This is a genomic window from Mycolicibacterium hodleri (genome assembly GCF_025822245.1).
Taxonomy (GTDB): domain Bacteria; phylum Actinomycetota; class Actinomycetes; order Mycobacteriales; family Mycobacteriaceae; genus Mycobacterium; species Mycobacterium hodleri.
The window spans coordinates 1-19,489 of the sequence record NZ_JACKTL010000017.1 but is presented as its reverse complement, the minus strand read 5'-3'; the positions used below and the strand labels follow the sequence as shown (position 1 = coordinate 19,489).

Sequence of the window (19,489 nt, the reverse complement as noted above, 5' to 3'; positions counted from 1 at the left end):
TCAGGCAAGTGTTTCATACCCGCAGCGGCAAATTTGGCAAACACATCGTGCGGAGCTCAGCTGAACGGCTTGCGCCCGTCCATCCGGCGCGATCCGGCACCGGCGGTGCGCCATGCCCTGGCAATCCAGTCCTCGTCCTCGTCGGTGACCAGGTTGCCCATCACGCGAACGGCGACACCCATGAGGAACGTCGAGCGCATCGCGAGCGGGCCGACGGTCGGCAGGAAGCGGGGGATCGTCAGCAAAAGTGCGAGCCGTCGCGCCACCGAGAAACCGCGGGCGTAGTGCCGGTGCAACTCGTCGGGCCAGGCTCGGCTCAGGTCCCCGCTGCCGAGAAGTTCCGCGGCGAGTCGACCGGTCTCGAGTCCGTAGTCGATCCCCTCGCCGTTGAGCGGGTTGACGCACGCCGCGGCGTCTCCGATCAGCATCCAGTTGGGTCCCGCGACACCGGAGACCGCGCCGCCCATCGGCAACAGCGCCGACAGGGCAGCCCGCGGTTCGCCGTCGAAGCCCCACTCGTCGCGCCGCAGGTTGGCGTAGTGCGACAGGAGTGGCCGCAGGGCGGCGTCGGCGGGTCGCTTCGCCGAGGCGAGGGCGCCGACGCCGATGTTCACCTCGCCGTTTCCCAGGGGGAAGATCCAGCCGTACCCGGGCAGGACGTCCCCGGCGGGGGAGCGGAGTTCGAGGTGCGAGGTGATCCACGGTTCGTTGGCACGTGGGCTCGCGACGTAGCCGCGGATCGCGACGCCGTAGACGGTCTCCCTGTGCCATTCGCGGCCGAGCACGCGGCCGAGAGTCGAGCGGGCGCCGTCGGCCACGATCAACTCCCGGCAGCCAATCGCGGTGCCGTCCTCGAGCGTCACCGACGTCGCCCGACCGGTCGAATCATGGTCGACGCCAACCGCTTTGACTCCGAGGAGCATCTCGGCGCCATCGTCGACTGCGACGTGGCGGATGCGTTCGTCGAGCTCGGTCCGCGGCACGGCGCTGCCGGTGCGCGGGAACGACGGGCCCGGCCACTCGATCTCCACGTCGGCCCCGAAACCCGACATCCGCAGTCCGCGGTGGCGAACCTTGCCGTCCAACCAGGGGCCCAGGCCGAGCAACTCGAGTTCGGCGATCGCGCGCGGGGTCAGCCCGTCGCCGCAGGCCTTGTCACGAGGGAAGCGTTGACCGTCGACGACCAGTACGTCGCGGCCGTTGCGGACCGCCCACGACGCAGCGGCGGAACCGGCAGGTCCAGCGCCAATCACCACCACGTCACGTTTGAGGTCCACACTGCCCAGTATGTTGTAGCAATGAAGACACCAGCGACCGTGGTCGCCGGCGTGGAGTTCGGGGACGCCATTTTCGCGGCGAGTGTTCGCGACGGGGTGGCGCGCATCGAGGAACTCATGGCCACCGAGCTGGGCAAGGCCGACGAGCTGATGGCCGAGGCCGTGCAGCACCTCTTTCAGGCGGGTGGCAAGCGGTTCCGTCCGCTGTTCACCGTGCTGTCGGCGCAGCTGGGTCCCGAGCCCGACGCGTGGCAGGTCACCGTCGCGGGCGCCGTGATCGAGGCCGTCCACCTGGCGACGCTCTACCACGACGACGTGATGGACGAGGCTCAGGTGCGCCGCGGTGCCGACAGCGCGAACGCGCGGTGGGGCAACAACATCGCGATCCTGGCCGGTGACTACCTCTTCGCGACGGCGTCGAGGCTGGTCGCCCGGCTCGGGCCCGACGCGGTCCTGGTCATCGCCGACACGTTCGCCCAGCTGGTCACCGGACAAATGCGCGAGACGCGTGGCGTGGTCGAGGGCGCGGACTCCGTGGAGCACTACCTCAAGGTCGTCTACGAGAAGACGGCCTGCCTGATCGCGGCGTCCGGCACGTTCGGTGCGACGTTCTCCGGGGCCGACGAGGCGCAGATCCAGCGGCTCGGCAGGCTCGGCGGCATCGTCGGCACGGCCTTCCAGATCTCCGACGACATCATCGACATCGACAGCGATCCCGACGAGTCCGGGAAGGTGCCCGGCACCGATCTTCGCGAAGGCGTGCACACCCTGCCCGTGCTCTACGCATTGCGCGAGACCGGGCCGGACGCCGACCGGCTACGCGAACTGCTGAAGGGACCCGTCGAGGACGACGCGGACGTCGCCGAGGCGCTGGCGCTGTTGCGTTCGTCACGTGGGATCGTGCGAGCGAAGGAAACCGTCGCCGACTACGCCGCGCAAGCCCGCGCCGAGCTGGCCGAACTGCCCGACGTGCCCGGCCGGTTGGCGTTGGCCAACCTGGTCGACTACACGGTCAACCGCCACGGCTGAGTGGAACCAGACACCCGCTCCCATGCGTTGGATCAGCGAACGACTCCCAAGGTTTGAGCAGTCGGTGGTTTGAGGAGGAGGGCCAATGACCTGGCATCCCCACGCGAACCGGGCCAAGACGTTTCTGTTGCTGGTCGTCTTCTCCGGATTGATCGTGTTCGTGGGCGCGCTGTTCGGCAGGTCGATCATGTTCCTGGCCGTGCTGTTCGCGGTCGGCATGAACGTCTACGTCTACTTCAACAGCGACAAGTTGGCGCTGCGTGCAATGCACGCCCAGCCGGTCAACGAAGTCCAGGCGCCCGCGATGTACCGCATCGTCCGAGAGTTGGCCACGACCGCGCACCAGCCGATGCCGCGGCTCTACATCAGTGACACCGCGGCGCCCAACGCCTTCGCGACGGGTCGCAATCCGCGCAACGCCGCGGTCTGCTGCACCACCGGGATCCTGGACATCCTCGACGAACGCGAGTTGCGGGCCGTGCTCGGCCACGAGCTGTCGCACGTCTACAACCGCGACATCCTGATTTCGTGCGTGGCGGGCGCGATGGCGTCGGTCATCACCGCGCTGGCCAACCTGGCGTTCTTCGCGAGCATGTTCGGCGGCAACCGCGAGGGTGGCACCAATCCCTTTGCGATCCTGCTGGTCTCGTTGCTCGGCCCCATCGCGGCGACCGTCATCAAGCTGGCGGTGTCGCGGTCACGGGAGTTCCAGGCCGACCAGTCCGGCGCCGAGCTGACCGGTGACCCGCTGGCGTTGGCCAGCGCCCTGCGCAAGATCAGCCGGGGGGTGGAGTTGGCGCCGCTGCCTCCGGAGACCCAGCTGGCCGACCAGGCGCATCTGATGATCGCCAACCCGTTCCGGGCCGGCGAGAAGATCGGCAAGCTGTTCTCCACGCACCCGCCGATGGAGGAGCGCATCGCGCGCCTCGAGCAGATGGCCGGCCGCGGGCCCGGACAGTACTGACGCCGGCGGTTAACGTTTCCGAGGCCTCGGCCGATGACCCCGGTGTGACGACCGCTCCGCTTGGTAAGCCCGCATCCGAGGAACGCCTGTTCTACGCTGGTCGCGTGCGACGCAGAATGCTGATCGGCCTGTGGGCCGCGGGGGCCGCCGTCCTCGGCGTGCCCGGTGTGGCCGCCGCCGATCCCGAGCCGGCGCCGCCCCCATCGCCGCCCGCCCCCAACGTGATGGGCTACGCGCCGGTCAAGCCGTCGGAGTACCTGCTGCAGGACGGGTCTCTGTACGGCTTCGCCGTCCCCGGTGACATCGCCTGCATCATCAACCGCAACTCCGGCAACTACGGCTGCAACGGCCCGATCCCCGCCGCTCCCAATGGCGCCAACCTGGTCACGGGTCAGCAGGTCGGCCCGGCGGGATTCTCCAGCTCCGACCGCCCGCTCTACGTCTTCGACAAGCTCCCGCAGCGCTTGCCGGCTGGGTCGAAGATCAGCTTCCGCAATGTCACCTGCGGCACCGACGGCACCACGACGACGTGCACCAACAACTACGACGGTGGCGGTTTCGTCATCAGCCCGGCGGGCAGTTACGCCGTCGACCCGAACAACCCGCTGATCGACCGGCCGCAGCCGGCCAACCCCTACGCCAACTGACGGGTCACCGCCTACCATCGCGTGATGACGTCGGTGGCGGTCCTGGGCGGCGGGGTCGGCGGTCTGAGTGCCGCCCACGAACTCGCCACCCGTGGGTTCGACGTCGTCGTCTACGAGGCGCGCGACGTGTTCGGTGGGAAGGCTCGGTCGATCCCGGTTCCCGGCACCGCAGCAGACGGTAGGAAGCCGTTGCCCGGCGAGCACGGGTTCAGGTTCTTTCCGGGCTTCTACCGACACGTCGACGCCACGATGGCGGCAATCCCGTACGGCCAAGGATGGGTGGGGGACAACCTCGTCGGCGCCACCCAGATGATGCTCGCCCAGGACGGCGGCCAGAACGAGATCGTGGCACCGACGACGTTCCCGTCGACGCTGGGCGACCTTGGCAGGCTGGCGCGTTTCGTGCACACGATCGCCGTCCGGATGAGGATTCCGCTGCACGAGTACGTGATGTTCTTCAATCTCCTCCTCGGCTATCTCACCGCGTGCGACGAGCGACGGCTTGCCGAGTACGAGCCGGTGGACTGGTGGACCTTCGTCAGGGCGGAGGAGTGTTCACCGGCGTACCAGGAGTTCCTGGCCAAGGGCATGACTCGGGCACTCGTCGCGGCCAGGGCCGAGGAGATGTCGGCTCGCACCGGATGCGCGATTCTGTGTCAACTGCTGCAGGACATGGCCCGGCCGGATGGACGAATCGACCGGGTGCTCAACGGGCCGACCAGTGAGGTGTGGATCGACCCGTGGGTCGAGCTGCTTCGGGACTCGCACGGGGTGACGTTCGTGCCGGGGCACCGGGTGACCGACATCCGTTGTGACGCACACGGTGTGTCCGGGGTGACGGTGGAGTCCGCCGACGGGCCTCACGACATCTCGGCGGACTATTACGTCTCCGCCTTGCCCTGCGAGAAGTTGGCGCCCCTGACGGCAGGCGGGCTCGCGGCGGCCGACCCGCAACTGGCGCATCTGGGGGATCTCGTGACGCGGTGGATGACCGGGGCGATGTACTACCTGGACGTCGACCGTCCCCTGGTCAACGGTCACGTCATCTTCCTCAACTCACAGTGGGCGCTCACCGCGATCTCGCAGCAGCAGTTCTGGGCGCTCGACCTGGAGAACCGGGGCGACGGCAGAGTCGAGGGGATTCTGTCGGTCGACGTGTCCGATTGGGACACAACCGGTTTCAACGGGATGGCGGCCAAGGACTGCACCGAGGAGGAAATTCTCGACGAGGTGTGGCGTCAGATGGTCGCCCACATCGACGACGGCAGCCTGACCGAGGCGAACGTGCTGCACAGGTTCCTCGACCCCGGCATCCACTTCGATCCCGTCACGCACCATCCCGTTGCCAACGACGATCCGCTGCTGATCAACACGAAGTGCTCGTGGCGGCACCGCCCCGACGCGGCGACCGCCGTGCCCAACTTCGTCATCGCCTCCGACTTCGTCCGCACCAACACCGATCTCGCGACCATGGAGAGCGCGAACGAAGCGGCACGACGAGCCGTCAACGCCATCCTCGACGCGGAGTCGTCGCCGCAGAGGCGTTGCGAGGTGTTCGATCTCGCCGAGCCGGCGCTGCTGGCGCCGTTCCGCGCGGTGGACGCGGTGTTGTGGAAGCTGGGCCGGAGAGGGACGAAGCCGTCGATGATCGGCGTCAACGAAGCCGGCAACCTCGTCGTCGCGCCGATGCCGTGAGCGCCTAGGCGAGGAACGCCGGGTTCACCGGTCGGGGCACGTGGGCGTCCGCGTTGAGCCGGGTGATGACGGCGGCGACGTCGTGGCTCTCCTTCTCCGCGATCCACCGGGCGCACGCTCCGAGACGCCCGGGCGGATACAGATACTTGGTCGCGAGCACGCTGGCCCAGGCGTCGTGTTGGTCGACCAACTCCTGGAAGCGTTCCGGCGGGTCGTCGGCCAGGGCAATGGCGAACTTCCACGCCAGGTCCCGAAAGGCTTGCAGCAGTTCGTTGATCGACGACACCTCCACGGAGTCGGGGATAGCGTCGCGGATCTTCTTCACGTTCGGGGAGACGTCGCCGAGCGCGTCGAAGACCGCCTGAACCTGACTGGCAAGGATGGTGTTGACCATGTTGAAGTCGTCGTGCAAGTCCGGCATGTCGCCGCGGCCGACCTGCGACGCGGCGACGCCGAGGTCCAGGTTGACGTGGGCGTCCACCGCGGTCAGCAGGTGCTGGAAGATGATCGGCTCGTCGTATTCCAGGCCGACGAAGTGCCACAGCCACACGTTGGTGGGCCGTTCGAACGGGCGCGGGTTGAGGTAGGCGTTGAGGGCGTCGAAGTAGCGCTGGGAGAAGATCACCGCGAACCGTGCCATGACGTCGGGGTGCTCGAAGGACGTCCCGTCCCGGACCGCCGCGTCGATCGCGATCGTCGCACGACGGTAGACCGTGGGGAAGTACCCGATGCCGCTGCTTTCCTGGATGGCCCACGCGATCACGGTGTCGAAGTTGGCGATCACCTCTGTCAGGGTCGTCGCGGTGGGTAGCCGCGGAGGCGTCGTCGCGGGCGGTGGCATGTCTCGAGTATCGACGAGAAGTCAGACCGTGTCGGGCAATTGGGCGAGTCGCTTGCCCAGTTCGACGCGTGAGCGGATGCCGAGCTTGGCGTAGGTGCGGCTGAGATTCGTCTCCACCGTCTTGGGATGGATGAAGAGGGCGGCGGCGATGTCGCGGTTCGTCATGCCCGATGCGGCCAACTCGGCGACCCGTTGCTCGGACGGGGTCAGGATCGAGGAGTCGCCGCCGCGGACCTTCGTCCTGGCCAGTTCGTCGCGAGCTTGGTTGGCCCACAACGGAGTACCCATCTCCTCGAATTCGGCGAGGGCGGCGCTGAGTGTCTCGTACGCGGCTCCCTTCTGGCGGCGGCGGCGTTGCAGTCTCCCGAGAAGCAGCATGGTGCGGGCGCGTTCGAATCTCATCGGAGTGCGGTCGTGCTCGACGAGCGACTCTCGAGCGGTGTCGACCGCCGCTGCGACGTCCCCCTTCGCCGCCAGCCACATCGCCCGGCAGCGACCACCCGCAGCCAGCATCCACGACCGGTCGAGCGCGGCGCCGTTGCGCTCGAGAGCGGAGATGAACGGCTCGGCTTCGTCCAGCCGATCGAGTGCGACCAGTGCCTCGACGGCGTTGGGGATGTACCAGCCCGCCATGATCTCTGTGCCGGGCACCACTCCGAAGCGGCGCGTCAGGGGTTCGAGGGTGGCCAGTGCCGTTGCATGTTCGCCGAGGGAGACCTCCAGGAATCCCTTGGCCATCAGGGGCCATTCGGCCATGCGCGGGGCGTCACAGGCGAGCGCGCCGGCGAGTGCGGCGTCGACGTCGGCGAGCGCGTCGGCTTCCCGTCCGCAGTGCGCGAAGACCGACGCTCGGATCGACAGCGCGATGACGCCGACGTCACCGCTGCCGAGTTGGTCGGCTCGCTCGACGGCTTCGTTGGCGAATGAGCTTGCCGCATCGAATCGTCCGCTCCACAGTTCGACGAGTGCCAGGTAGGAGGACACGGCCATCACGTTGTGGTCGGAACCGCGCTCCCGATAGTGCTCGCCCACGGCCAGCATCTTCGACCTGGCGTCGTCGAGTCGACCGACGCAGGCATCGAGGAGTGCGTCGCATGCCTGCGCCTTGAAGGGAACCGGCACGTCGCCCTCGCGCGGTTCGAGCTCCAGCGCCAGGCGTCGGCTCTCCTCGTCGATCCCGTGGCCGTGCATGAACTGGGCCATGACCCAGTGGGAGAGGGCTTGGCTGCGAAGCCCTGGGATGCCCGACTTCTCGGCGACGTCGACGGCAGTGCGAGCGTTGTGCATCACGGCGTCGAACATCCCGTCCGCCGGCGTGCCGTCGGCGAACGAACCGTGGCCCTGTGCAAACGACAGGTGCATCAACGTCTGGACCAGAATCGGCGGTACGTCCTTCGCGTCGTCGACCGCGCGGCTGAGCAGGTCCGCGGCCGTGACGAAGTTGTTGTCGTAGATGCGAATGGCGGCAAGCAGATTGAGCGCGATGGCGCGCAGCATCCCCGGGCGCAGTTCGTCGACGAGCGGAACCAGGAGGCTCTCGGCGTGGTCGGTGCTGCCGGCTTGGAAGTGGTCGCCGGCGGCTCGAACGCGCCGCCACGCCTTGTCGCCGCCGAGACCGATGGCGAGGTCGAGCAATTCTGCCGCCGCACCCGGGGCGCCCCGGGCTCGGGCCGAGTCGGCGGCGGCGTCGAGGGCGGCCAAGGTGTCCTGATCCTCATTTGCCGCGGCCAATGCCAGGTGGCGGGCATGCAGTTCGGGTTCGACGATCACACCCGCCAGTGCCCGGTGGGTGGCGCGACGGTTGGCCGGTGCAGCGTCGGTGTAGACGCCGCGCGCCAACAGCGGATGCGTGAACCGGATCCGGTTGCCGACGACGGTGACGATGCCGTCGGTTTCCACGTCGGCCAGCGTCTCGACGAGCTGATCGGTCGTCACCCCGCGCAGGCGGGCGATCAGTTCGGTGGTCGGCGCGGCCACACAGGCAACGGCCAAGAGGATTGCCCGCACCTCGTCGTCGAGCCGGCCAATTCGCCGCCGTACCAGATCCGTCAGGGTGTCGGGGAGTACGGGCTCCGACGCCAGCGGCCCACTCTCCGACGACCGCGCCAGTTCGACTGCGTAGAAGGGATTTCCGCAGGAAATCTCCGCGATCCGGGCCATCGCCGAGCGCGGCAGCGAGCGTTGAAGCCGGGTCGAGACGATGGAGTGCAGCGCACGTGTACTCAACGGTCCCAAGCGAATTCGCTCGAAGGTTCCGGCCTGGTCGAGGTGTAACCACGACGTGGTGGTGGCCTTGCCCTCGTCGCACCGCTCGGTGACCAAGACCCCGACGGGGCCCCGGAAGCGTCGGCCGGCGAAGGCGAGGATGAGGCGACTCGACGGGTCCAGCCACTGCACGTCGTCCACGGTGACCAGCACCGGGCCGCCGGTCTCCGCAAGCCGGTTGACCACCGACGCGAACGCGGCCGCCACCACGCGTTGATCGGTCACGTCCGCGTCGCTTCCCGCCCGGAGGAGCACCCTGTCGACGGCGAGACGTTGCAGGTCGGGTAGGTGCTCGAATGCGTGCGGGTCGAGATCGCCGAGCAGATCGGCGATACCGGAGTAGGCCAGGGCGGCCTCGGCTTCGGTGGCTTGCGCGGCCAGCACGCAAAACCCGCGTCGTCGAGCCTGTTCGAGGGTGGCGAGCCACACCGTCGTCTTGCCGATCCCAGCCTCGCCTTCGAGGATCAGGCTTGCGGGACTCGATTGCGCCGCGTCCAACAGCGCCGCAGTGGCACGCTGCTCAGTCGAACGGCTCAGCATTCGACTGGTCATCGGGGAATGGTCTCAAGAATGCGCGCGGCCCGACGCGCTATCGCCTCGTGACCTCGCACCTGCGCAGCGTCTAGAAGCCGGAGCCGTGCACCTCGTGACCCGGCTTCTCGGCCGCGAGGCCGCGGTAGGCGTCCTCGACCGTCGACCCGTGGTTGATGACGCGGTCCACCTCGCGGGCGATGGGCATGTTGAGGCCGTGCTTGTCGGCGAACTCCATGATGACGCTGGCGGCCTTGACGCCCTCGGCGACTTGGTTCATCGACGCGATGATCTCGTCGATCGACTTCCCCGAACCCAACTGTTCGCCGACGTGGCGGTTGCGGCTGCGCTGACTCGTACAGGTGACGATCAGGTCGCCCATGCCCGCCAGCCCGGCGAAGGTGTCGCGGTGACCACCCATGGCCTCGCCGAGCTTCGACATCTCGCGCACGGCGCGCGCCATCACCATGGCGCGGGTGTTCTCGCCGATCCCGAGGGAGTAGCCCATGCCGACGGCGATTGCGTAGACGTTCTTGAGTGCACCCGCCATCTCGACGCCCACCACGTCGTCGGTGGTGTAGGTGCGGAACCGCTGGGTGCGGAACAAGTCTCCGAGGTTGGCGGCCAGGTGCTGGTCGGGCATGGCGAGCACGGCAGCGGCGGCGTACCCCTCGGCCACCTCCCTGGCGATGTTGGGTCCCGCGAGGATTCCGGCCGGGTGACCGGGCAGCACCTCGTCGACGATCTCGCTCATCCTCATGTTGGTGCCCTGCTCGAGGCCCTTCACCAGGGACACGACCGGCACCCACGGTCGCAGTTCCTTGGCGAGCTCCTCGAGCACGCCGCGGAAGCCGTGCGACGGGACGCCCATCACCAGGACGTCGGCGCAGTTGGCCGCCTCCGCGAAGTCGGTGGTGGCACGCAGGCTGTCGGCGAGCTCCACCTCGTCGCCGAGATAGCGGGAGTTGCGGTGGTTGTCGTTGATGTCGTCGGCGGTTTGCTGGGAGCGAACCCACTGCAGCGTCGGCCCGCGACGGGCGCAAATCGAGGCCACCGTGGTGCCCCAGGACCCTCCACCGAGGACGACGACGTTCGGTTTGCGCTGCGCAGGTGCCATGGCGATCAGGGTATGGCGGCGAGCGTCGGCGGGTGAATGCTTTGGCGACGCAAGGCTTTTCTTTCACGGTCAAGATCGTTGATTAGCACGTCAATTTTGGTTGCCACGAGGTCCGACGACGGACTTGATTCTTGCAGTGCTACGAATGCTCTCAGGGCGCTATGCTATGAGCCATCGCACACGCGCTCGCTGCTCATACATAGGAGAATTCGTGAAATCCACCTTCATCGTCGCCGGCCTCATCGGCTTCGCCAGTGCCGGCGGCTTCGCATTGGCGGCGCCTGCATCGGCGGCATGTTCTCCTTCGTTCACGTCGATTCCCTGCACCATCGCGACCAACGTGGCGCAGGCCCCGGCACAGACCGCGGCCGGCCTCGCCGCGGCGCCGGGTCAGTTCGCGGGTGCCGTCGTCTCGCTGCCCGAGCAGGCCCTCGAGGGTGCGCAGACCCCCGCCAACCTGGTTGGTGTCAATTGCCCGCCGGACTCCCCGCAGAACACCTGTGGCCTCACCGGGGCTCCCGGTCAGTTCTTCGGTCCCGGCGGCGGCCTCGAGCAGATCGTGACCGCGCCGCAGACCATCGCGGGCGCGCTCGCCGCGGCGCCCGGTCAGTTCGGCAGTGCCATCCTCAACGGCGGCACGGCGCCGGCTCCGTCCTCGGGCGGCAGCGACAGTGGCGCAGGCGCCACCGGTGGCACCGGTGGCGGAACCACGCCCTAACTACTGCGAACCTTCACCGAGCCCGGAGACGTCCAACGTCTCCGGGCTCGGTGCATTGCAGGGTGCGTCGGCCGCGTGTCGCCCAACGTGACGCCACTGCGATGATTGCCCGCCATTCTCACCGTGGCGTCACGTTCGGCGCCTAGCGATAGTTGACGAACTGCAGCGCGACCTCGAGGTCGGCGCCCCGCAGCAGCGACTGCACGGCCTGAAGGTCGTCGCGCTTCTTGGAGCTGACGCGGATCTCGTCGCCCTGGATCTGCGCCTTGACGCCCTTGGGGCCTTCGTCGCGGATGAGCTTGGTGATCTTCTTGGCGTTCTCGCTGTCGATGCCCTGCTTGATGCTGCCGATCACCTTGTAGGTCTTGCCGGACGGTTGCGGGTCGCCCGCGTCGAAGGCCTTCATCGAGATGTCGCGTCGGATCAGCTTCTCCTTGAAGACGTCGACTGCGGCCTTCACGCGCTCCTCGGTGGAACTGACGAGGATGATGCCTTCCTCGCCCTGCCACTCGATGGTGGTGTCGGTGCCGCGGAAGTCGAAACGGGTGGACAGCTCCTTGGCTGCTTGGTTGAGCGCGTTGTCGACCTCTTGGCGGTCGGCCTTGCTGACTACGTCGAAGCTGGAATCCGCCATGGACTCGCTCCCTCCTGTGTTGGTGCGTTTTCGTGTTGGGACCATCCTCGTAGTACCGTGCTAGTCGCACCAAACCGGGGTTCCGGATTGGAGCGAATCCCGGCAGGTTGCCCGAGCGGCCAATGGGAGCGGACTGTAAATCCGTCGGCTAACGCCTACACAGGTTCGAATCCTGTACCTGCCACCCAGCTCAGCCCCCCTCTCGAGGGGGGCTGAGCTGTTTGAGGGGCGGCGAATTGTCACGGATTGTCACAAGTCGGGTGTAACTCTGCGTGTCCGGCTGCTTTTGGGTGCTCAAGTGGGTTCCGTTTGCGGCCGCGCCGGCGGCTCAGGGGCATTGAAAATGATGCTGGCGTCGTTTGATTTTGCGGATGCCGTTGTTGATGACGGCGATAATCAAACGTAGGGCGTACATCAGGATCGAGGGTGACGGATGTTGTTTGACGCGTTCATCAGCCACGCCAGCGAGGACAAGAATGACTTTGTCCGTGCCCTTGCTGAACGGCTTCGGAAGGAGCACATCGAAGTCTGGTACGACGAGTTCAGTCTTCGCTTGGGCGACTCGCTACGGCGGTCGATCGACCGAGGTCTAGCCCAGTCTCGGTTTGGAATCGTCGTTCTGAGCAAAAATTTCTTTGATAAGGCGTGGCCGCAGTGGGAGCTCGATGGTTTGGTAGCACGAGACATCGAGCATCGCGGGACCATACTTCCGATCTGGCACGGGGTGGACCGTCGCGATGTTCTAGCGTTTTCGCCTTCGCTAGCAGACAAGCTAGCGGCATCGAGCGCCGAAGGTCTCGAAGAGGTGGTCCGGAAGCTATGCGAGGCCATACGTCCTCAGGGGTCGACCTTGGTCGTCGCCCGCGACCATCTCATCGAGATGGGGTACCGCCCGCCGGTCGTCACCGATGACTGGTGGCTTGATGTTGCAGCGGCTGCAGAATCCAACGCAATGGAAGGCAATTGGCAGGAGCCCATGGGCTGGGGTCGGTGGGGATTCCCGCTGCCCGAAAGCTCGTCGGAACCGGCTGAGCGCGGTTTCCGCCTAGCATGGGCTGCTGCGCAGATGGGATGGCAAAGGGTCGCAAATCTGACGCCCATCACACAGATAACTCCGCCGGAAGACGTCCACAGATTCATCGAGGAGACGCCTGGACTCGAGGCAATGTGCCATGTGCACCCGAGGTATCTGATTGCCTACGCGCCGCAACTCGCCATACCCAGTTTCGGCGGCCAATTTGAGCCCGAGATTCAGCGTCTATACGAGGATTCACTGGCTCGGGGTCTTGAAAGTAGGCGGCGAAAGGACCGGTACGGAAGTGCACTTACCGACGATGGTCTGCCACCTCGCTGCGACGACGAATATGTTTTCCGTGACCAGGAATTCGGACGTTACAGTCCCTCCCACATCGCTTGTGGGTTCGTCCAAGGCAACTATGTGTCGAATGGGCCGCCAGTGCGGTTCTACGAGGATCCTGAATACATCGCTTGGTTGTTGTCCAGTCGTAGCGAGTTCTTGCCGCAACCAGTGAGAATGGTCCTGACAGCAGGAATGGCAGCGTGGGGCGTATGGCCGTGGAACGAATGGGAGCTGAACCGCCTGGAAGAGGACTTTGGCTATGTCCGCAGCGAATTCGACGGTCAACTTGAACGCGAGCTTGGTGATACCGAGTCAGCTGATGCCTTTTGCGCCAGCGCGGACGCGCGGGCTGACGCGGTTCATCGAATGGGTTTTAGCGCGGAGCTTCTGGGTCTGCCCGAGAGCGGTGAGGCTTTGGCCGAGCGCCTGCTATCGCCCGAGTTCCTAGGCCCGTTCTTCGCGGATCGAGCGCGTAAACGCCGTTAGCAAGCACCCGAGTCGAACTGTATTTAATACTAGGCGCCCCCGCTAGCTATCTAGTCGTTGCGCAGGCGCTGCCCGACAACCCTTGAGAAGCTCTGTGCAGCGGTTGTTAGCGCGTCAGGCTGCGAGTGCACATATGTCTGCATCGTGAACGCCTTCGACGAGTGTCCGTGGCCATGAAAATGTATCCACTGGTGGCCAAGTGGAGGTATCCACTGGTGGCCAGATAAAAGTCCCCACCCCGTGTTCGTCGTGTCGATCAGGAACTGCAGGCCCCGATGGTGACGGTGAAGGTGCCAACCACACACCGCCACCACCGGGGAGTTCCATTGAAGTCTGCGAAGGACCGCATGGACATCATTTCTGCCTACCAACAAGTCGGGTCATACCGCGCCGCCGCCGAGATGTGCGGCACCACCCACAAGACCGTCAAACGAGTCGTCGAGAAGTTCGAAGCCGGCGATGCCGCACCACCGCGGGTTGAGCGGGCCCACAACTACGATGCGGTGACCGCACTGGTCGCCGAACGAGTCAAGAAATCCCAGGGTCGAATGTCGGCCAAGCGGATGCTGCCAATCGCCCGCGCCGCCGGGTATGACGGATCGGCACGCAATTTCCGCCGCCTCGTCGCCGAAGCGAAGCTGTTGTGGCGCAATGAACATCACCGCGGTCGCCGCCCGGCGGTGTGGTCACCGGGTGAATACCTGGTGATCGACTGGGCCCAAGCCGCGCCGGGGTTGTTCCTGTTCTGCGCTGTACTGGCGTTCTCCCGGTGGCGCTTCGTCGCCTTTGCCACCGACCAGAAAGCATCGACGACGTTGGCGTTGATCGCCGAAGCGTTCAATGCGATCGGTGGTGTTCCGGCCCGGGTACTGGCCGATCGGATGGCGTGTTTGAAGGGCGGTGTGGTCGCGAACGTCGTGATCCCCACCGCCGAATACGTCCGACTGGCAAGTCATTACGGCTTCGCACCGGACTTCTGCCATGCCAACGACCCGCAGTCCAAGGGCATCGTGGAGAACTTGTGCGGCTACGCCCAACGTGACCTGGCCGTCCCGCTGCTGACCGAGGCCGAGATCACTGGGCGGCCCGTCGATCTGCGGATCGCCAACGCCGCGGCCAAGGTGTGGTGCGCTGAGGTCAACGCCGCGCTGCATTCGGAGATCCAGGCCGTCCCTGACGAACGGCTTATCGTCGAACGTGAACTGCTGCAACCACTGCCGTCGTTACGGTTGCAGATCGGGACATCGTCGGTGCTCCGCAAGGTCGATCGACTGTCGTGCGTCCGGTACGCCTCGGCCCGCTACTCCGTGCCCACCCGGCTGATCGGGACCAGCGTGGTCGTCGTGGTCGATCACGGCGCGGTATGCCTCGTCGAACCCGGCACCGGGATGATCGTGGCCGAGCACGAACTCGCCGCACCGGGCACCGCGTCGATCCTCGACGACCACTACGACGGACCCCGGCCTGCGCCGAGCCGAGGCCCACGACCCAGGACGACGACCGAGCAACAGTTCTGCGCACTCGGCGAGGATGCCCAAGCGTTCCTGGTCGGGGCCGCCGCGATCGGCAACACCCGATTGGGTTCGGAACTGGAGGTGCTGCTCGGATTGGGTGCCGCGCACGGCACGGATGCCTTGATCGCGGCGCTACGCCGCGCGGTGGCATTTCGGCGGTTCCGGGCTGCCGACGTGCGTTCCATCCTGGCCGCCGGCGCCGGAACCCCTCAACCCCGCACCGCTGGGGATGCGTTGATCCTGGATCTACCGGTCGCCCCGACCCGGTCATTGGATGCCTACACGGTCATCCCGACCGCTGACAGCGGAGTTACATCATGACCGCCACATCCAAACTCACCAAACCCGTTGCACCGCAATCATTGCCGGTCCTGTCGGCCGACCTGGATGCCGGGTTGCGGCGGCTCAAGCTGGCCGCGATCCGGCGCACCGCACCCGAAGTCCTCCTCACCGCGAAGACCCAACGCTGGACACCCGAAGAGGTACTGCGGACCCTGGTCGAGACCGAGTTGGCGGCGCGCGATGCCTCCAATGTCGTCAACCGGCTCAAGGCCGCCGGCTTCCCGGTCACCAAGACTCTGGACACGTTCGACGTAGCCGGATCCTCGATCCAGTCGAAGGTGTTCGACTACCTATCAGGTCTGGAATGGGTTCGTACACAACAGAACCTGGCCATCATCGGACCCGCCGGGACGGGTAAGTCACATACCCTGATCGGACTGGGAGTGGCTGCGATCCACGCCGGGCACAAGGTGCGCTACTTCACGGCCGCAGACTTGGTGGAAACCCTCTACCGCGGCCTGGCCGACAACACCGTCGGCAAGATCATCGAATCGCTCCTGCGGGTCGACCTGATCATCCTCGACGAACTGGGCTTCGCCCCGCTCGACGACACCGCAACCCAGCTGCTGTTCCGGCTCGTCGCAGGAGCCTACGAACGCCGATCCCTGGCCATCGGCTCGCACTGGCCATTCCAAGAATGGGGCCGATTCCTGCCCGAGCAGACCACCGCCGTCAGCATCCTGGACCGGCTCCTGCACCACGCCACCGTCGTGATCACCGACGGCGAGTCCTACCGCATGAAGGACGCCCAACACCGGAAGGAGACGCCTCAACCGAACTAAGAATCACCGCACGCGGTGGGGACTTTTATTTGGCCACCAGCGGGTACTTCAAGTTGGCCATTGACAGACGAGTGACCCAGCCACGCCGAGATGACTGCGATCGGTACATCCTGCAGATGCATCAACGTGCCGCAGGTGTGTCGGGCGTCGTGGTACCGAATGTGACGGACCCCCGCGGCCTTGAGCATGCGCGCCCACCGAGAGGTCAGCGCGTGCGGACTCAGCGCCGTCCCCCACTCGTCGACGACAACGAACCCGCTCGCCTCGTACTCTTCGCCCAACATGAGCCTGTCAGCGGCCTGGATCGCACGGGCGGAGCGTAAAGCGGCCGCCAAGTGGTCGGGTATCGGCAGCGTCCGTCGCCCAGCGCGTGACTTCGGAGTGTCCTCGACCAAGTGCTTGCCGAACCTCAACCGTGTCGACGCGATCTGCAGCGTCCGGTTCTCGAGATCGACGTCGACCCAGCGTAGGCCTGCGACCTCGCCTCGTCGGAGGCCGGTGAGCGCGAGTTGCCACGCGATTGCATAGCGCTGACCATCGACGTGATCGAGAACCGTCTGAAGTTCCGCCGGCGTGAACGTTTCGGCCGGCTTCTGAGTGTGGTCACCTGACTTGGCCCCACTTTGGTCGTAGTTCTTCACGAATTTTGGCCCCACCGGGGTGGTGATCGTGTCCGTCCGGGTGGGCGCGGTGCTGAGTGTGGTCACCTGACTTGGCCCCACTTTGGTCGTAGTTCTTCACGAATTTTGGCCCCACCGGGGTGGTGATCGTGTCCGTCCGGGTGGGCGCGGTGTGTCGTCACCAATGTTGGCCCCACCCTCGTTCAGATCGTTCCTGTCGCCCGTCGTCTCTGACGGTCGTCAGGGAGGTCGGTCAGGATGCGGTCACGCGTGGAACTGTTCGAGCAGATTAGAAGGGATCGGCGGATCGAGGATTTGTCGGTCCGTGAGTTGGCGGATCGTCATGGCACACATCGTCGTACGGTGCGCCAAGCACTTTCCGACGCGGTCCCACCGCCACGGAAGGTCTATCCCGTCCGGCCCCGGCCAGCGATCGACGAGTGGGCGCCGGTCATCGACGGATGGCTCATCGCCGACAAGGACGCCCCGCGCAAGCAACGCCACACCGCACGGCGGGTCTGGCAGCGTCTCGTCGCCGAACACCAGGCCACGTGCTCGGAGGTGACGGTGTCGCGGTACGTCGCCCGGCGTCGGGTCGAACTCGGACTGCTCCGGCACGACGTGTCGATCCCGCAGTCCCATCTGGCCGGCGCTGAGGCCGAGGTCGACTTCGGCGAGTTCTACGCCACGATCGCCGGACTGGTCGTGAAGTGCTGGATGTTCGTGATGCGACTGTCGCACTCGGGCAAAGCCTTTCACGTCGCGTTCGCCACCCAGGCCCAGGAAGCATTCTTGGAGGGCCACGTGCTGGCCTTCGAATACTTCGGGGGTGTGCCCGGCCGGATCCGGTATGACAACCTCAAACCCGCCGTCATCCGGGTCCTCAAAGGGCGTGACCGCACCGAGTCCGAACGGTTCACCGCACTGCGCAGCCACTACGGGTTCGACTCGTTCTTCTGCCGCCCCGGCATCGACGGCGCTCACGAGAAGGGCGGTGTGGAAGGCGAGATCGGCCGCTTCCGACGCCGCCACCTCGTTCCCGTCCCGAAGGTCGCCTCGCTGGCCGAACTCAACGAGCTGATCGCCGCTGCGGATCTGCTCGACGATGACCGGGTGATCACCGGCCGCCCGATCACCATCGGCGCGGCGTTCGCCATCGAGTCGAGCGAGCTGATGGCATTGCCCGCCGAGGCGTTCGACTGCGCCCGGCTCCTGCAAGCCAGGGTCGACAACCGGGCCAGAGTGTCTGTGCGGCAATGCTTCTACTCCGTACCAGCCCGCTACGCCGGGCGACGCCTCCCGGTGCGGTTGGCCGCCCGGACCGTCGAGGTCTACGACGGACCACGACTGGTCGCTTCCCACGAGCGGGCGGTCGGACGCTACGTCGAGGTGCTGTGCCTGGATCACTACCTCGAGGTCCTCAAGACCAAACCCGGGGCGCTGCCCGGCGCGACCGCACTCACCCAGGCCAAAACTCGCGGGGTGTTCACTCAATCGCACCAAAGCTATTGGGACGCAGCCCGATCCGCACGCGGCGACGCCAAGGGAACCCGCGCCCTGATCACCATCCTGCTGGCACACCGCAGCATGCCCGCCGCCGCGTTGGTCGCCGCGATGGACCGAGCCGTCACCTCAGGATGCCTGGACCCAGAGACCGTGCTCATCGACGCCCGCCGCCACACCAGCACACCCGCACCCGTCGCCGCGATCGGCGCGCTGGCCCGCTACGACCGACCACCCCCCTCGCTGGCCGATTACGACGACCTGCTCACCGGAAGCGACTCATGACCACCACAGCCAACACGACGGTAACCGTCGACGCCGCCGCCCAAGCCTCCATCGGTGCCGCGGCCCGCGAGCTACACCTACCCACCGTGCGCACCGAAGCGACGCGTCTGGCCGAGATCGCCAACCGGGAACGCCACACCCACCTGGGCTACCTCGCCGAAGTGTTGGCCGCCGAGGTCGACGACCGCACTGAGCGGCGCCGAACCCGACGCATCAACGATGCCAAGTTCCCGAGGCTGAAACGGTTGGCGGAGTTCAACATCGACGCCGTCCCCGGCATCGCACCCGCCACTCTGGGCCACCTCGCCGCCGGGCACTACATGGACGCCGGCGAGCCGATCGTGCTTCTCGGTGACTCCGGTACAGGCAAGTCCCACCTGCTCATCGGGTTGGGGTTGGCGGCCTGCGAACAGGGCCGCCGGGTCCGCTACGTCACCACCGCGCAACTGGTCAACGAACTCGTCGAAGCCGCCGACGAACGTGTCCTCTCACGTGTCGTGGCGCGCTACGGTCGCTTGGACTTGCTCTGCCTCGACGAGCTCGGATACGTCCAAATCGACCCTCGCGGAGCGGAATTGCTGTTCCAGATCATCACCGAACGAGAAGAACGGGCCTCGGTTGCGATCGCCACCAACCTGCCCTTCAGCGAGTGGGGCACGGTGTTTCCCGACCCGCGCCTCGTCGCCGCGATCGTCGACCGTGTCACCTTCAACGCTCACATCATCGAGACCGGCACCAAGTCCTACCGACTCCGCACCAGCAAAACCACTACCCGAACCAAGCGCGCCACCTAGGCCAGGTGGGGCCAAAATTCATGACGACGGTGGGGCCAAATCACTTGACGAAACGCAGTGGGGCCAAATCACTTGACGAAACGCA

General features: G+C 66.2%; 16 protein-coding genes and 1 tRNA gene. 11 read left to right on the top strand and 6 right to left on the bottom strand.

Going from position 1 to position 19,489, the window contains the following annotated elements; all coding sequences use genetic code 11:
- Positions 1–56 precede the first annotated feature (56 nt).
- Positions 57–1,277 carry a menaquinone reductase MenJ gene (menJ, locus tag H7J06_RS04045; RefSeq protein WP_488199440.1) on the bottom strand — a complete coding sequence of 407 codons (1,221 nt, stop codon included), beginning with the start codon at positions 1,275–1,277 and terminating at the stop codon, positions 57–59.
- A gap of 21 nt (positions 1,278–1,298) precedes the next feature.
- Between menJ and grcC1 the strand changes: the two genes are divergently transcribed.
- From grcC1 to H7J06_RS04025, 4 genes are all read left to right on the top strand, one after another.
- Complete coding sequence (gene grcC1 / locus H7J06_RS04040) at positions 1,299–2,306, top strand: nonaprenyl/(2E,6E)-farnesyl/geranylgeranyl diphosphat synthase (protein ID WP_264037227.1); 1,008 nt, start codon at positions 1,299–1,301, stop codon at positions 2,304–2,306.
- Positions 2,307–2,391: 85 nt separating this feature from the next.
- Positions 2,392–3,270 (top strand): zinc metalloprotease HtpX, encoded by an 879-nt coding sequence (gene htpX / locus H7J06_RS04035; RefSeq protein WP_264037225.1) that lies wholly within the window; start codon positions 2,392–2,394, stop codon positions 3,268–3,270.
- Between the two features lie 104 nt (positions 3,271–3,374).
- Positions 3,375–3,917, top strand: coding sequence for a hypothetical protein (locus H7J06_RS04030; RefSeq protein WP_264037223.1), 543 nt, complete (start codon positions 3,375–3,377; stop codon positions 3,915–3,917).
- A 24-nt stretch (positions 3,918–3,941) separates the two neighbouring features.
- On the top strand, positions 3,942–5,612 hold the full coding sequence (locus tag H7J06_RS04025) for a hydroxysqualene dehydroxylase (RefSeq protein WP_264037221.1): 1,671 nt from the start codon (positions 3,942–3,944) through the stop codon (positions 5,610–5,612).
- Positions 5,613–5,616: 4 nt separating this feature from the next.
- On the opposite strand, the gene H7J06_RS04020 is transcribed toward H7J06_RS04025, so the two are convergent.
- The 3 genes from H7J06_RS04020 to H7J06_RS04010 all read right to left on the bottom strand — a co-directional run bounded on the left by H7J06_RS04020 (position 5,617) and on the right by H7J06_RS04010 (position 10,366).
- Complete coding sequence (locus H7J06_RS04020) at positions 5,617–6,453, bottom strand: DUF5995 family protein (RefSeq protein WP_264037219.1); 837 nt, start codon at positions 6,451–6,453, stop codon at positions 5,617–5,619.
- A 21-nt stretch (positions 6,454–6,474) separates the two neighbouring features.
- A complete protein-coding gene (locus H7J06_RS04015; RefSeq protein ID WP_264037218.1) occupies positions 6,475–9,270 on the bottom strand; it encodes a helix-turn-helix transcriptional regulator in 2,796 nt (931 codons plus the stop codon).
- Positions 9,271–9,340: 70 nt separating this feature from the next.
- Positions 9,341–10,366, bottom strand: coding sequence for an NAD(P)H-dependent glycerol-3-phosphate dehydrogenase (locus H7J06_RS04010; RefSeq protein WP_264037216.1), 1,026 nt, complete (start codon positions 10,364–10,366; stop codon positions 9,341–9,343).
- A gap of 211 nt (positions 10,367–10,577) precedes the next feature.
- On the opposite strand from H7J06_RS04010, the gene H7J06_RS04005 reads away from it, so the two are divergent.
- Entirely contained in the window at positions 10,578–11,084 is a 507-nt protein-coding gene (locus H7J06_RS04005; protein ID WP_264037214.1) for a hypothetical protein, read from the top strand.
- A 142-nt stretch (positions 11,085–11,226) separates the two neighbouring features.
- Here the strand turns inward: H7J06_RS04005 and H7J06_RS04000 are convergent, their stop codons facing one another.
- On the bottom strand, positions 11,227–11,718 hold the full coding sequence (locus H7J06_RS04000; RefSeq protein ID WP_264037213.1) for a YajQ family cyclic di-GMP-binding protein: 492 nt from the start codon (positions 11,716–11,718) through the stop codon (positions 11,227–11,229).
- A 101-nt stretch (positions 11,719–11,819) separates the two neighbouring features.
- On the opposite strand from H7J06_RS04000, the gene H7J06_RS03995 reads away from it, so the two are divergent.
- The 4 genes from H7J06_RS03995 (at position 11,820) to istB (H7J06_RS03980) (ending at position 16,202) form a co-directional block, all read left to right on the top strand.
- Positions 11,820–11,902: transfer RNA gene (locus H7J06_RS03995), tRNA-Tyr, on the top strand.
- Positions 11,903–12,151: 249 nt separating this feature from the next.
- Positions 12,152–13,564 (top strand): toll/interleukin-1 receptor domain-containing protein, encoded by a 1,413-nt coding sequence (locus H7J06_RS03990; protein ID WP_264037212.1) that lies wholly within the window; start codon positions 12,152–12,154, stop codon positions 13,562–13,564.
- A 326-nt stretch (positions 13,565–13,890) separates the two neighbouring features.
- A complete protein-coding gene (gene istA, locus H7J06_RS03985) occupies positions 13,891–15,399 on the top strand; it encodes an IS21 family transposase (RefSeq protein ID WP_264037210.1) in 1,509 nt (502 codons plus the stop codon).
- Positions 15,396–16,202: an IS21-like element helper ATPase IstB gene (istB, locus tag H7J06_RS03980; RefSeq protein WP_264037208.1), complete on the top strand. Its 807-nt coding sequence runs from the start codon at positions 15,396–15,398 to the stop codon at positions 16,200–16,202. The genes istA (H7J06_RS03985) and istB (H7J06_RS03980) overlap by 4 nt, the downstream gene beginning before the upstream one ends.
- Here istB (H7J06_RS03980) and H7J06_RS03975 read toward each other — a convergent pair.
- Positions 16,199–16,909: a site-specific integrase gene (locus H7J06_RS03975; protein WP_264037206.1), complete on the bottom strand. Its 711-nt coding sequence runs from the start codon at positions 16,907–16,909 to the stop codon at positions 16,199–16,201. The genes istB (H7J06_RS03980) and H7J06_RS03975 overlap by 4 nt on opposite strands.
- A gap of 171 nt (positions 16,910–17,080) precedes the next feature.
- Between H7J06_RS03975 and istA (H7J06_RS03970) the strand changes: the two genes are divergently transcribed.
- Together istA (H7J06_RS03970) and istB (H7J06_RS03965) are read left to right on the top strand one after the other, a co-directional pair.
- A complete protein-coding gene (gene istA / locus H7J06_RS03970; RefSeq protein ID WP_264037204.1) occupies positions 17,081–18,610 on the top strand; it encodes an IS21 family transposase in 1,530 nt (509 codons plus the stop codon).
- Positions 18,607–19,404 carry an IS21-like element helper ATPase IstB gene (gene istB / locus H7J06_RS03965; RefSeq protein WP_264037202.1) on the top strand — a complete coding sequence of 266 codons (798 nt, stop codon included), beginning with the start codon at positions 18,607–18,609 and terminating at the stop codon, positions 19,402–19,404. Before istA (H7J06_RS03970) ends, istB (H7J06_RS03965) begins: the two co-directional genes overlap by 4 nt.
- The last annotated feature ends 85 nt before the right edge of the window (positions 19,405–19,489 follow it).